Origin of the sequence: Leifsonia xyli subsp. cynodontis (assembly GCF_050632205.1) — a bacterium.
Taxonomy (GTDB): domain Bacteria; phylum Actinomycetota; class Actinomycetes; order Actinomycetales; family Microbacteriaceae; genus Leifsonia; species Leifsonia xyli_D.
The window spans coordinates 2,032,870-2,045,464 of sequence record NZ_CP192578.1 but is presented as its reverse complement, the minus strand read 5'-3'; the positions used below and the strand labels follow the sequence as shown (position 1 = coordinate 2,045,464).

Annotated in this window: 15 protein-coding genes; 11 read left to right on the top strand and 4 right to left on the bottom strand. The window is 70.5% G+C overall.

The features are described 5' to 3' along the window. The first annotated feature begins 1 nt into the window (after nt 1). Together ACQ86M_RS10035 and ACQ86M_RS10030 are read left to right on the top strand one after the other, a co-directional pair. Complete coding sequence (locus ACQ86M_RS10035) at nt 2–124, top strand: hypothetical protein (protein WP_431245344.1); 123 nt, start codon at nt 2–4, stop codon at nt 122–124. A 40-nt stretch (nt 125–164) separates the two neighbouring features. Continuing rightward, on the top strand, nt 165–1,115 hold the full coding sequence (locus ACQ86M_RS10030) for a DMT family transporter (protein WP_431245343.1): 951 nt from the start codon (nt 165–167) through the stop codon (nt 1,113–1,115). Nucleotides 1,116–1,118: 3 nt separating this feature from the next. Here ACQ86M_RS10030 and ACQ86M_RS10025 read toward each other — a convergent pair whose 3' ends face one another. Both ACQ86M_RS10025 and ACQ86M_RS10020 read right to left on the bottom strand, forming a co-directional pair. Beyond that, the gene (locus ACQ86M_RS10025) at nt 1,119–1,676 is read right to left on the bottom strand and encodes a LytR C-terminal domain-containing protein (protein ID WP_431218567.1); all 558 of its coding nucleotides are present in this window, start codon (nt 1,674–1,676) and stop codon (nt 1,119–1,121) included. Nucleotides 1,677–1,696: 20 nt separating this feature from the next. Beyond that, complete coding sequence (locus ACQ86M_RS10020) at nt 1,697–2,008, bottom strand: DUF3263 domain-containing protein (RefSeq protein ID WP_431245342.1); 312 nt, start codon at nt 2,006–2,008, stop codon at nt 1,697–1,699. A gap of 194 nt (nt 2,009–2,202) precedes the next feature. Here ACQ86M_RS10020 and msrB point away from each other — a divergent pair, with 194 nt between their 5' ends. The 4 genes from msrB (at nt 2,203) to groL (ending at nt 5,376) form a co-directional block, all read left to right on the top strand. Continuing rightward, nucleotides 2,203–2,628 (top strand): peptide-methionine (R)-S-oxide reductase MsrB, encoded by a 426-nt coding sequence (gene msrB / locus ACQ86M_RS10015; protein WP_431218565.1) that lies wholly within the window; start codon nt 2,203–2,205, stop codon nt 2,626–2,628. After that, on the top strand, nt 2,629–3,201 hold the full coding sequence (locus ACQ86M_RS10010) for a nitroreductase family protein (protein ID WP_431245341.1): 573 nt from the start codon (nt 2,629–2,631) through the stop codon (nt 3,199–3,201). 165 nt (nt 3,202–3,366) lie between these two features. Then, complete coding sequence (locus ACQ86M_RS10005; RefSeq protein WP_431245340.1) at nt 3,367–3,570, top strand: cold-shock protein; 204 nt, start codon at nt 3,367–3,369, stop codon at nt 3,568–3,570. A gap of 186 nt (nt 3,571–3,756) precedes the next feature. Then, nucleotides 3,757–5,376 carry a chaperonin GroEL gene (gene groL, locus ACQ86M_RS10000; RefSeq protein WP_431218563.1) on the top strand — a complete coding sequence of 540 codons (1,620 nt, stop codon included), beginning with the start codon at nt 3,757–3,759 and terminating at the stop codon, nt 5,374–5,376. A gap of 770 nt (nt 5,377–6,146) precedes the next feature. Here groL and ACQ86M_RS09995 read toward each other — a convergent pair. Beyond that, nucleotides 6,147–7,853, bottom strand: a complete 1,707-nt coding sequence (locus ACQ86M_RS09995; RefSeq protein WP_431245339.1) for an ATP-binding protein — start codon at nt 7,851–7,853, stop codon at nt 6,147–6,149. 80 nt (nt 7,854–7,933) lie between these two features. Beyond that, nucleotides 7,934–8,626 (bottom strand): response regulator transcription factor, encoded by a 693-nt coding sequence (locus ACQ86M_RS09990; RefSeq protein ID WP_018191755.1) that lies wholly within the window; start codon nt 8,624–8,626, stop codon nt 7,934–7,936. Nucleotides 8,627–8,729: 103 nt separating this feature from the next. Between ACQ86M_RS09990 and ACQ86M_RS09985 the strand changes: the two genes are divergently transcribed. The 5 genes from ACQ86M_RS09985 to ACQ86M_RS09965 are packed head-to-tail and all read left to right on the top strand — an operon-like array spanning nt 8,730 to nt 12,490. Further along, nucleotides 8,730–9,839, top strand: coding sequence for an NAD(P)/FAD-dependent oxidoreductase (locus ACQ86M_RS09985; RefSeq protein ID WP_431245338.1), 1,110 nt, complete (start codon nt 8,730–8,732; stop codon nt 9,837–9,839). Continuing rightward, on the top strand, nt 9,779–9,949 hold the full coding sequence (locus ACQ86M_RS09980; RefSeq protein ID WP_431245337.1) for an oxidoreductase C-terminal domain-containing protein: 171 nt from the start codon (nt 9,779–9,781) through the stop codon (nt 9,947–9,949). Before ACQ86M_RS09985 ends, ACQ86M_RS09980 begins: the two co-directional genes overlap by 61 nt. Continuing rightward, complete coding sequence (folP, locus tag ACQ86M_RS09975; RefSeq protein WP_431245336.1) at nt 9,903–10,862, top strand: dihydropteroate synthase; 960 nt, start codon at nt 9,903–9,905, stop codon at nt 10,860–10,862. The genes ACQ86M_RS09980 and folP overlap by 47 nt, the downstream gene beginning before the upstream one ends. Beyond that, complete coding sequence (locus tag ACQ86M_RS09970; RefSeq protein ID WP_431245335.1) at nt 10,855–11,634, top strand: pyrimidine reductase family protein; 780 nt, start codon at nt 10,855–10,857, stop codon at nt 11,632–11,634. Before folP ends, ACQ86M_RS09970 begins: the two co-directional genes overlap by 8 nt. Continuing rightward, on the top strand, nt 11,621–12,490 hold the full coding sequence (locus tag ACQ86M_RS09965) for an aminoglycoside phosphotransferase family protein (RefSeq protein ID WP_431245334.1): 870 nt from the start codon (nt 11,621–11,623) through the stop codon (nt 12,488–12,490). The genes ACQ86M_RS09970 and ACQ86M_RS09965 overlap by 14 nt, the downstream gene beginning before the upstream one ends. The last annotated feature ends 105 nt before the right edge of the window (nt 12,491–12,595 follow it).

Below are 12,595 nucleotides of genomic sequence, written 5' to 3'. Positions count from 1 at the left end.
CATGAGCGACAAGAAGAACGACGACGACTACGACCTGAGCCAGGAGAAGGAGGTCGCGCCGGAGGAGAACATCGACTGGCTGCCCCATCCGGAGCCGACCGACGGCGACGCACCCGCGCCCTGAGCCGGGCCGCAGCGCCGCCCGCGGGCCTAGGGTGGAGCGAGTGACCGCTCGCTCGCTCCCGCTCTGGCTCGCCCTCGTCTTCGCCCTGCTCTGCGGTGCGCTCGTCGCCATCCAATCGCGCATCAACGGCGAACTCGGCAGCCGTCTCGCCGACGGGTTCACCGCGGCCGCCATCTCGTTCGGATCCGGCCTCATCATCCTGAGCATCGGGCTCGCCATCGCGCCGGCGGGCCGCCGCGGGCTGGCCCGGGTGCGGGATGCGCTGCGCGAGCGCCGCATCCGCTGGTGGTACGTCTGCGGAGGCGCGGCCGGTTCGTTCCTCGTGCTGTCCCAGGGTCTCGCGGCCGCGGCCCTCGGCGTCGCACTGTTCACCGTCGCCGTCGTCGCGGGCCAGACGATCAGCGGCCTCGTGCTCGACCGTGTCGGCATCGGCCCCGGCGGCCGCCGTCCGCTCACGCCCGCGCGCCTCGTCGGAGCCCTGCTCGCGCTGGCCGCCGTCACCTGGGCGGTGTCCGCGCAGTTCGGCGGCAGCGCCCCGGTGTGGCTGATGATCCTGCCGCTCATCGCGGGCCTCGGCACCGGCTGGCAGCAGGCGGTCAACGGGCAGGTCCGCGTGGTGGCCGAGAGTGCGCTCAGCGCCACCTTCCTCAACTTCGCCGTCGGGACGACCGTGCTGGTGGTGCTGATGCTGGTCCGGTGGGGCGTCGCGGGGCTGCCCAAGCAGTTGCCGTCCGAGCCGTGGCTCTACATCGGAGGCGCGCTCGGCTGCGTGTTCATCGGCGTGACCGCCCTGCTGGTGCGGATCACCGGAGTCCTGCTGCTCGGCCTCGCCACCGTCGCCGGCCAGCTGGTCGCCGCGCTGCTCCTCGACCTGCTGCTGCCGACCTCTGGCCACGGCCTCGCCTTCTCGACCATCGGCGGCACGTTGCTCGCGATCGTGGCGGTCGCCATCGCGAGCATCCGCTGGGGATCGCGACGGGCTACCGCCTGAGCGTCAGCCCTGGTAGTTCGCCCCGACGACGACGGTGATGTCGGCGCCGGTGTCCGAGAACGCGGTGCTCTGCTGGATGGTCGCCCCCGGCAGCGACTGCGCGACACCCAGCGCCGCGGCCTGGTTGGCCGGGTCGCTGTAGTAGATGATCGTCTGCGCCAGGTCCGTCTTGTCGGCGTTCGCGAGCGCGCCGACCGTCCATCCGGCAGCGGTCAGCTTCTGGCCGACCGTGCCGGCCAGTCCCTCCGTCGACGTGCCGTTCAGCACGTTCACCTTGAGCGCCGGGTTGACCGTCGGCACGATGGTCGGTGTCGGGGAGGCCGTCGGGGTCGGCGAGCCGGTGCTGCGGGTCGCGGACGAGGTCGGGCCGTGGAACGAGATGCTGCCGTTCACCAGCGACAGCGCGAAGATCCCGATGCCGACGAGGAGCACGGTCGCGAGAGCCGCCCATCCCACGGCGATCCAGCCGCGGCCACGGGATCGGGGAGCCCGGTGCGCGCCAACGCGCGCGAGGTCGTCCGGGGTCTCGTCGAAGCGGTCGCGGGGGAATTTCTCTGCCATCGGGTGAGCGGTCCTTGGGGTCAGTCGCCGGACGGGAGGGTCCGAGCGTGTCGTGCGGCCAACCTCGCCTCGCGCAGCCGCAGCAGCCTCTTGACGAGCATGGGGTCGTGGCGCAGCGCGGCCGGACGGTCGATCAGCGCACCGAGCAACTGATAGTACCGAGCCGCCGAGAGACCGAACTCCTCGCGGATGGCCTGCTCCTTGGCCCCGGCGTGCCGCCACCACTGGCGTTCGAACGCGAGGATCGCAGCATCCCGATCGCTCAGCGCATCCGCGTGCGAAGGCTCGCGGTCGGCGGCGGGCCGTTCATCGGCTGACCGGGCCACGCGCACCGCCTTCCCTCGTCACGGATGCCGGGCGGTGGCCGGCGTACCGGTCGCCCCGCGCTCGTTCGTCATCCTAGGGCGCGGGTCCTGGGTGTTCCCCGTTTCGCCGCGGCACGTCGCCCATCGGCCGCAGCAGCGTCCATTCGGGAACAGGGGGCCCAGGAGGGCCGTTTACCCTGGAGGAGAAGAAAGGGAGTGCCATGGCACAGAACGACACGGCGAACAGCGGCTACACGGTTTCCAAGAGCGACGACGAGTGGCGCCGGGAGCTCAGCCCCGAGCAGTACGCGGTGCTCCGTCAGGCCGGCACCGAGCGTCCGTGGACCGGCGAGCTGCTCGATGAGGGCCGCGCCGGGCTCTACACCTGTGCCGCGTGCGGCGCCGAACTGTTCCAGTCGGGCACCAAGTTCGACTCGGGATGCGGCTGGCCGAGCTTCTACGAGTCGGTGCGTCCGGAGGCGGTCCAGCTGCTCGAGGACGACAGCCTCGGCATGGTGCGCACCGAGGTCCGCTGCGCCAACTGCGGTTCGCACCTCGGTCACGTGTTCCCCGACGGCTTCGGCACCCCGACCGGGGACCGCTACTGCATGAACTCGATCTCGCTGAACTTCACGCCGGAGGCCTGATTGGCTGTAGATGCGGCGGGCGGCGCGGACCTCGTCGCCCGGGTGAACGCGCGCCGCTCCCACTCGCGGGTGACCGCGGACGCCCCGACGCACGAGGAGCTGCTGCCCCTGGTGGCGGCGGCCGGCCGCGTGGCCGACCACAGCGCGCTGCGTCCCTGGCGGCTCATCGAGCTGCGCGGCGACGCCCGGCGGCGGCTCGGCGACGCGTTCGTGAAGGATGCGAAGGCCTCCGGCGAGGACGCGCAGAAGCTCGCGGCCAAGCCGCTCCGCTCGTCCCTTCTTATTGCGATCGTCTCGGTGCGCACGAAGAACGAGAAGGTCCCGGGCTGGGAGCAGGACGCGGTTGCCTCGGGCGTCGCGCACATCCTGAGCCTGCTGCTCCACGATGCCGGCTGGGGCGTGATGTGGCGCAGCGGCCATCACACCCGGTCGAAGGCGGTGCACCGGATGCACGGGCTCGCGAAGAACGAGCGGCTGCTGGGCTGGCTGTACGTCGGCGGCATCCCCGCCGACGGCAAGGAGGGGCACCGCACCTCGCTCGATCCGCAGCGGTTCCTGACGACGCTCGACTGAGGCGCTCGCGCGCGTTCTCCTCTGTGTTACGCCCGTGTTTAAGTTTGCAATCATTTGGGAACCGATTCGCGAAATCGCTGGCGCCGCCCCGTATTGCACGCATTATGATCTGGAGTCAACGTGCGGCGATGGACCGTGCGAGGCACACAGCAATGGGAGTAATGAATGGCGAACGGGACCGTGAAGTGGTTCAACGCTGAGAAGGGCTACGGCTTCATCACCGTGGATGGTGGGGGACAGGACGTTTTCGTTCATTACTCCGCGATTGACATGGCGGGATACAAGGTTCTCGAAGAGGGCCAGCAGGTCGTGTTCGAGGTCGGCTCCGGGCAAAAGGGCCCGCAGGCCGAATCGGTGCGACTGGCCTGATTCGCAGCAAGAGGTACGGAGCGCCGTCCCGTGAGGGGCGGCGCTTCGTCGTGTCGGTCCTGCCCCTCGCTCCACCGCGCGTCTTGCACTCCACCACGCCGAGTGCCAGAATCGCTTTAGCACTCCATCTGATCGAGTGCTAAAAGACGGATTCTTTCGCAGACGTCCGGGAGGGACGAGAAACACATGGCAAAGATCATTGCTTTCAACGAGGACGCCCGCCGCGGCCTCGAGCGCGGCCTGAACACCCTGGCCGACACGGTCAAGGTGACGCTGGGCCCGCGCGGTCGCAACGTCGTCCTCGAGAAGAAGTGGGGCGCCCCGACCATCACGAACGACGGCGTCTCCATCGCGAAGGAGATCGAGCTCGACGACCCGTACGAGAAGATCGGCGCGGAGCTCGTCAAGGAGGTCGCGAAGAAGACCGACGACGTCGCGGGTGACGGAACCACCACGGCGACCGTCCTGGCCCAGGCCCTGGTCAAGGAGGGCCTGCGCAACGTCGCGGCCGGCGCCGACCCCATCACCCTGAAGCGCGGCATCGAGAAGGCCGTCGCGGCGGTCACCGAGGAGCTCGTCTCGTCCGCCAAGGAGGTCGAGACCAAGGAGGAGATCGCGGCCACCGCGTCCATCTCCGCCGGCGACACCACCATCGGCGAGATCATCGCCGAGGCGATCGACAAGGTCGGCAAGGAGGGCGTCGTCACCGTCGAGGAGTCGAACACCTTCGGCACCGAGCTCGAGCTGACCGAGGGCATGCGCTTCGACAAGGGCTTCCTGTCGCAGTACTTCGTCACCGACCAGGACCGCCAGGAGGCGGTGTTCGAGGACCCGTACATCCTCATCGCCAACCAGAAGATCTCCAACATCAAGGACCTCCTGCCGGTGGTCGACAAGGTGATCCAGGCCGGTAAGCAGCTCCTCATCATCGCGGAGGACGTCGACGGCGAGGCCCTGGCCACGCTGATCGTCAACAAGATCCGCGGCATCTTCAAGTCCGTCGCCGTCAAGGCCCCGGGCTTCGGCGACCGCCGCAAGGCCATGCTGCAGGACATCGCGATCCTCACCGGCGGCCAGGTCATCTCCGAGGAGGTCGGCCTCAAGCTCGAGAACGTCACCCTCGACCTGCTCGGCCAGGCCCGCAAGGTCGTCATCACCAAGGACGAGACCACCATCGTCGAGGGCTCCGGCGACCCGGAGGCCATCGCCGGCCGCGTGCAGCAGATCCGCAACGAGATCGAGAACACCGACAGCGACTACGACCGCGAGAAGCTGCAGGAGCGCCTCGCCAAGCTCGCCGGCGGCGTCGCCGTCATCAAGGCGGGTGCGGCCACCGAGGTGGAGCTCAAGGAGCGCAAGCACCGCATCGAGGACGCCGTCCGCAACGCGAAGGCCGCCGTCGAGGAGGGAATCGTCGCCGGTGGTGGCGTCGCCCTCATCCAGGCCGGCAAGACCGCCTTCGAGAAGCTGCAGCTGACCGGTGACGAGGCCACGGGCGCCAACATCGTCAAGGTCGCCATCGAGGCTCCGCTGAAGCAGATCGCCATCAACGCGGGCCTCGAGGCCGGCGTCGTGGTCGAGAAGGTTCGCAACCTCCCGGTCGGCCACGGCCTCAACGCCGCGACCGGCGAGTACGTCGACATGCTGGCCTCCGGCATCAACGACCCGGTGAAGGTGACCCGCTCGGCGCTGCAGAACGCCGCGTCCATCGCGGGCCTGTTCCTCACCACCGAGGCCGTCGTCGCCGACAAGCCCGAGAAGAACCCGGCGCCGGTCGGCGACCCGGGCGCGGGCATGGACTTCTAAGTCCCGTCGCAACGCACAGAGGGCGTCTCCCCACGGGGAGGCGCCCTCTTCGCGTCCCCGGCCTGCGCCGCCGCCCCGCCGCGCTCCTGCGCCCGCCGCGCCGAGTGGTGAGTGGATTCGCGAATCTCGCCCGAGTAGTGACTAGATGTCGCTACTCGTCGAGTGCGGGCGGCCCCTCGGTCGGGCGCTCGCCGGCCGGGCCGCCGAGTGGTGAGTTGATGCGCGAATTCGGTCCGAGTGGTGAGTAGATGTCGCGACTGGACGAGCGCGGGTGGCTCCTCCGGTGGTCGGCTCGCGGGCCGGGCCGTCGAGTGGTGAGTGGATGCGCGAATCTCGCCCGAGTGGTGACTAGATGTCGCGACTGGGCGAGTGCGGGTGGCTTCTCCGTCGGGGCGCTCGCGGGCCGCTCCGTCGAGTGGTGAGTGGATGTGCGAATCTCGCCCGAGTGGTGAGTAGATGTCGCGACTGGGCGAGCGCGGGTGGCTCCTCCGGCGGTCGGCTCGCAGGCCCGCCTGTCGAGTGGTGAGTTGATGCGCGAATTCGGTCCGAGTGGTGAGCAGATGTCGCGACTGGGCGAGCGCGGGTGGCTCCTCCGGCGGTCGGCTCGCGGGCCGGGCCGTCGAGTGGTGAGTGGATGCGCGAATCTCGCGCGAATGGTGAGCAGATGTCGCAACTGGGCGAGGAGTGCGAGGGGCGACGGGCGCAGCGCGAGACGGTGTCCGGAGCCGGAGCCGGAGCCGGAGCCGGAGCGGGGGCGAGCGGCGCCCCGCCTAGGGCGCCAGCGGGCGCGGCGCGGCGGGGGAGGCCGCCAGGGGCAGCGTGACGCGGAACGTGGCGCCGCCGCCCTCCGTGTCGACGACGTCGACCGTCCCGTTGTGCGCGGCCACGATCGACGACACGATCGCGAGACCCAGCCCGCTGCCGCCTGTCTCGCGCGCCCGCGACGTGTCCGCTCGCCAGAAGCGCTGGAAGATCTTCTCGCGGATCTGCGGCGGGATGCCCTCGCCGTGGTCCCGAACCTCGATGGTCGCCCGCTCGGTGCGGTGGTCGATCCGCACCGCGATCTCGATCGGGCTGCCCGCGGGGGTGTACCGCAGCGCGTTCCCCATCAGGTTAGTGATGACCTGGCGCAGCTTGTTCTCCTCCGCCATGACGATCGCCGGCTCCGTCGAGGCGGGCTGCGTCAGCACCACCTTCTCCGCGGTCGTGATCTGCGGCAGCTCCGTCGTGGGGCGCCGGCCCCGACCTCGGCGCAGCCGGGCGAGGGCCGACCCGGCGAAGGCGATCGGTCCCGTGGCGTTCGTCGGCCGTGCGCCCGTGTCGGGCACCGTCATCGGCACCGTGTCGACGCCCGGCTCCAGCTCGTCGTCCGGTTCGGTCTCGACCGGTTCGGGTGTGAGCACCGTGACGACGCGATCCGGGGAGCCGGCCATCGCATCCATCGCCGCGTCCTGCGCGATCTTCACCAGGTCGACGCGGTGCAGGTCGAGCGGCTTGGTCTCGTCGAGGCGGGCGAGCTCGAGGAGGTCCTCCACCAGGATGCCCATCCGGATCGCCTCCTTCTCGATGCGGTCCATCGCCTGGGCGACGTCCTCGGGGGTCTGCAGTGCGCCCATCCGGTACAGCTCCGCGTAGCCGCGCACCGAGACGAGCGGCGTGCGGAGCTCGTGGGAGGCGTCGCCGACGAACCGGCGCATCTGGTCGATGGTGCGCGCGCGGTCGCTGAACGCCCGGTCGATGCGGTTCAGCATGGTGTTGAGGGATCGGTTGAGCCGCCCGACCTCGGTGTTCGGCGTCGCGCCGCCGAGGCGCTGGCTGAAGTCGCCGTCGGCGATGGCGGCAGCGGTCTGCTCCACTTCGCGGAGCGGCGCGAACGTCGTGGTGACGAGCATCCGCGTGAGGCCCGCGCCGACGATGATGACGATGACGCCGAAGCCGAGGAAGATCGCGAGGAAGCTCGCCATCACGGTGTCGATCTGCGAGGTTCCGGTCGCGACGATCGCCGTGCCGAGCTCGCCGTCCGGCCCCGCGAAGGTGACGGTCTGCGTGAGTGCGCGGTACGACGTGCGCCCGTCGTTGCTCGGGATGGTGTACCCGCCCGCCGGCATCGCCTTGCCCTCGGCGACCGTCAGCTTCGCGGGGATCGCCGGCCGGTGCGCCTCGGGGATGTTGGTCCAGTTGGTCTTCACCAGCCGGCCGTCGGAGTCGTACAACGCGGCGAAGTAGTCCGACGGGCTGGCGTCGGTCGCGATCTGGTCGGCGTCGGCCGTCGACTTGAAGAGGTACGTGTTCAGGTACGAGGCCCCCGACGCGGCCGAGAGCTGCGCATCCAGCTGGTCGAGCAGCACCGGCTTCAGCATCGACATCGTGCCGATTCCGGTCACCAGCAGCCCGAGCGTCAGCATGAGCACGGTCACGCCCGTGATCTTCGTGCGCAGGGAGATCGCGTTCCAGCGGTCGAGCAGGCGTGAGTGCATCAGGCCGTCAGTCTATGCAGCGGATGCTGTGCCGGGCATGTGTGCATCGTCCGCATCGGCCATGCCCGGCAGTCAGCACCTCAGGCCTTGGCGGCCTTGAGCATGTAGCCGAACCCGCGCTTGGTCTGGATGAGCGGCTCGCTGGAGTGCGCATCCACCTTGCGGCGCAGGTACGAGATGTACGACTCGACGATGCCCGCGTCGCCGTTGAAGTCGTACTCCCAGACGTGGTCGAGGATCTGGGCCTTCGACAGCACGCGATTGGGGTTGAGCATCAGGTAGCGCAGCAGCTTGAACTCGGTCGGCGAGAGCTCGATGGGGGTGTCGCCCACGAAGACCTCGTGCGTGTCCTGGTCCATCGTCAGCTCGCCGGCGCGGATGACCGCATCCTCGTCGGCCTGCATCGTGCGGCGCAGGATGGCCTTGATGCGGGCGACGATCTCGTCGAGGCTGAACGGCTTGGTGACGTAGTCGTCGCCGCCGACCGTGAGGCCAGTGATCTTGTCCTCCGTGTCGTCCTTCGCCGTGAGGAACAGGATGGGCGCGGTGTAGCCGGCGCCGCGCAGCCGCTTGGTGACGCCGAACCCGTTCATGTCGGGCAGCATGACGTCGAGGATGATCAGGTCGGGCTCCTCTTCGAGGACCGCGGAGATCGCCTGCGCCCCGTTGCCGACCGCGCGGACGGCGAACCCGGCGAAACGGAGGCTGGTGGTGAGGAGATCGCGGATGTTCGGCTCGTCGTCGACGATGAGAATGCGGGGTCCTGCGTTCATGAAGACAGTATCTGCGCGTCAGCTGATTCTTACCTGTGAGCCGTCGGTGTGCGCTGAGTGCGGCGCTCTGGCGCTCCCCGTGTGAACAGTGGATGCTGAAGTCATGTCGAATCCCACCGTCGTCATCGCCGGCGCAGGCCTCGCCGGAGCCAGTGTCGCGACCGAGCTGCGCGAGCGCAGCTTCGGAGGGCGCATCCTGCTGCTCGGGCAGGAGGAGCACCGTCCGTACATCCGTCCGCCGTTGTCGAAGGAGTTCCTGAAGGGCGAGGGCTCCGTCGAGGACGCCGACGTGCATCCCGCCGCCTGGTACGCCGACAACGACGTCGAGTTCGTACCCGGCGTCGAAGCCGGGTCGTTCGAGGTCGGCGCGCACGAGCTGTTCGTCTCCGAGGGCGGACGCATCACCTACGACAGCCTGGTCATCGCGACCGGCGCGCACGCGCGTCCGCTGGGCGTGCCGGGGAGCGGGCACGGTGCCGTGTTCTTGCTGCGCACGCGGGAGGATGCGGCCTGGCTGCGCGCCGCGATCGAGGTCGGCGGGCGGAGGGTGGTGCTGATCGGCTCCGGCTGGATCGGCCTCGAGGTGGCCGCCGCGGCCCGCGGCTACGGCAATGATGTGACCGTCATCGGCCACTCCGCCGTGCCGCTCAGCGGTGCGATCGGGCGCGAACTCGGCGGCGTGTTCGAGCGGCTGCACCGCGAGAACGGCGTCGTCTTCCGCAATGGCGCCGACGTCGTGGGCGTCGACGGCGGCGAGGAGCAGGCGGTCGTGCTCGCGAGCGGGGAGCGCATCCCGGCGGATGTGGTGATCGCGGGCGTCGGCGCGGTGCCGAACACTGCGGTCGCCGAGCGCTCGGGCGCACGGATCGCGGACGGCGTGCTCACCGACAAGGGGATGCGGACCAGCATCGACGACGTCTACGCGGTCGGCGACGTCGCCAACCCGTTCCTTCCCGCGATCGGACGGCACCTGCGCAGCGAGCACTGGGCGAACGCCATCGCGAGCGGGAAGGTCGCCGCGCACGCCATCCTCGGCGAGCGCGCGTCGTACGACGACATCCCGTACTTCTACTCCGACCAATACGATCTCGGCATGGAGTACTCGGGCTACGCGCCCTCATTCCCGCCAGTCGCGTCGTCTACCGCGGCGACGTGGAGGCGCGCGAGTTCATCGCGTTCTGGCTGCGGAACGACCGGGTCGTCGCCGGCATGAACGTCAACGTGTGGGACGTGCAGGACGACATCCAGCGCCTCATCCGATCGGGGGAGCGGATGGATGCGGACCGCCTCGCCGACGAGAGCATCGACCTTGCCGCGCTCTGACGGCGCGGGGCGGGAGCCGTACCTGCCGCCGCTGCGAATCCCCGTCCGCCGCATCGGCGCCCGCACGTTCGACTTCTCGCGGCAGGTCGCCGTGATGGCGGTCGTCAACCGCACCCCGGACTCCTTCTTCGATCAGGGCCGCACGTACGCCTTCGACCGTGCGGTGGACGCCTGCTTCGAGGCGGTCGCCCTCGGCGCCGACTGGGTCGACATCGGCGGAGCGCCCTTCGCGCCGGGCGAGCCCGTGCCTGTCGAGGAGGAGGTGGAGCGCGTCGTCCCGGTCGTCGAGGCGCTGCGGGCGGGGTCGGATGTGGTCATCTCGGTGGACACGTTCCACTCGACGGTCGCTCGGCACGCCATCGCCGCCGGGGCTACCGTCATCAACGACACGACCGGGCTCAGCGACCCGGCGCTGGCGCCCGTCGTCGCGGACAGCGACGCCACGCTCGTCATCACGCACAGCCTCGCGGAGCCGCGCCGGCCGTATCCGCGTCCGCACTACGACGACGTGGTCGCCGACGTGTCGGCGTTCCTGCTCGACCGGGTGGACCGGGCGCTCGCCGCGGGCGTGCCCGAGGAGTGCATCATCATCGACCCGGGCCACGACCTCAACAAGAACACGCTGCACTCGCTGGAGCTCACCCGCCGCCTCGCCGAGATCGCCGACCTCGGCTACCCGACGCTCGCGGCCGTCTCGAACAAGGACTTCATCGGCGAGACGCTCGACGCCCCGCGCTCGGAGCGGCTGGAGGGCTCGCTGGCCGCGGCCGTGATCAGCGTCATGAACGGGGCGCGTATCGTGCGGATGCACGACGTGCGCGCCTCGGTCGCCGCGATCCGGATGACGGAGGCGGTGCTCGGCCTGCGCGAGCCCGCCTACCTCAAGCACAACATGGGAGACGTGAATGACTGACGCCGACGCCCCGGCCATCCCGGCCATCCCGGCCATCCACCGGCTGTCCCCGCTTCCGTCGCAGACGGCGCTGACCGACGACGAGATCACCGCGCTCTACCTGCAGGATGCGGGGGACCCGTGGCTGCGCGTCAACTTCGTCACGAGCGTCGACGGAGCGGCGACCCACCAGGGACTCTCGGGCGGGCTCTCGAACGACGTGGACGGCCGCGTCTTCGAGCTGCTGCGCCGGCTGTGCGACGTGGTGCTCGTCGGCGCGGGCACCGTGCGCGCGGAGGGCTACGGCGCGATGCGCGTCGCGCCCGACTCGGCGCAGGCGCGCAGCGGGGCCGGCATGACCGCGCATCCCGTGTTCGCCATCGTGTCGGCCGGGCTCGACCTCGACCCGCGCAGCTCGATCTTCCAGGATGCGCCGGAGCGGCCGATCGTTCTGACCACGGAGCTGTCGCGACCGGAGGCGCGTGACGCGCTCTCCGAGGTGGCGGATGTGGTGGTCTGCGGACGGGAGCGGGTGCAGGCCGAGCGCGGGCTCGCCGTGCTGCACGAGCGGGGGCTGACGCGCATCCACTGCGAGGGCGGGCCGCACCTGTTCGCCGACCTCATCGCGGCGCGGGCGGTCGACGAGCTGTGTCTGACGGTCAGCCCGCGACTGGAAGGCGGCACGTCGTCGCGCATCGCGACCGGCGCCGCCCCGATCGTCCCCCTCGGGCTCCGGCTCGCGCACACGCTGGCGGGTGACGACACGCTGCTGCTGCGGTATGTGCGCGGCTGAGGTCCGCCCGCACATCTCCGCCGCTGTCGTGCGCCGGCTGGTCGACGCGCAGTTCCCGCAGTGGCGTGGGCTGCCGATCCGGCCGGTGGAGCACGACGGCTGGGACAACCGGACGTTCCGCCTCGGGGATGCGCTGAGCGTCCGGCTGCCGAGCGCCGAGGGGTACGTCGAGCAGGTCGCGAAGGAGCAGGAGTGGCTGCCGCGGCTGGCTCCGCTGCTGCCGGTGAGCATCCCGTCGCCGGTCGCCGTCGGGACGCCAGGGGACGGCTACCCGTTCCCGTGGTCGGTGTACCGCTGGCTGCCGGGGACGCCCGTGGTGCTCGCCGGCGACGTCTCGCGGGATGCGGCCCTCGCGTCGGCGATCGGACGGTTCCTCGTCGCGCTGCGGGCGGCGCCGACCGACGGTGCGCCTGGGCCGGGGACGCACAACTTCTACCGCGGGGCGCCGCCGGCGGTGTACGAGGAGGAGGCGCTGGCGGCGTTCTCGCTGCTCGGGGACACCGCCGGCCGGGCGCGCGACCTGTGGACGGAGGCGACCGCATCCCGGTGGGAGGGGCCTCCGGTGTGGTTCCACGGCGACGTCGCGCCCGGCAACCTGCTGGTGGATGCGGCGGGCGCGCTCTCCGCGGTGATCGACTTCGGGACCTCCGGGGTCGGCGACCCCGCGTGCGACCTGGTGCCGGCGTGGACGATGTTCGAGGGCGAGGCGCGCGATGCGTTCGTGGCGGTGGTCGGCCTCGACGACGCGACGTGGGCACGGGCGCGCGGCTGGGCGCTGTGGAAGGCCGCGATCGTGGTGCGCGACCGCCCCGCCGACGCGGAGTCGCGCGCGACGCTGGCGCGCATCCTGCGCTGACGCCTGGGGCTGGGATGCGTTCCCGCGGCTCCCGCAGGCCCACGATTTGTGACAAATCTCGGTTATGCGGCCGCCATTCCCGCGATTTGGCACAAATCGCGCGCT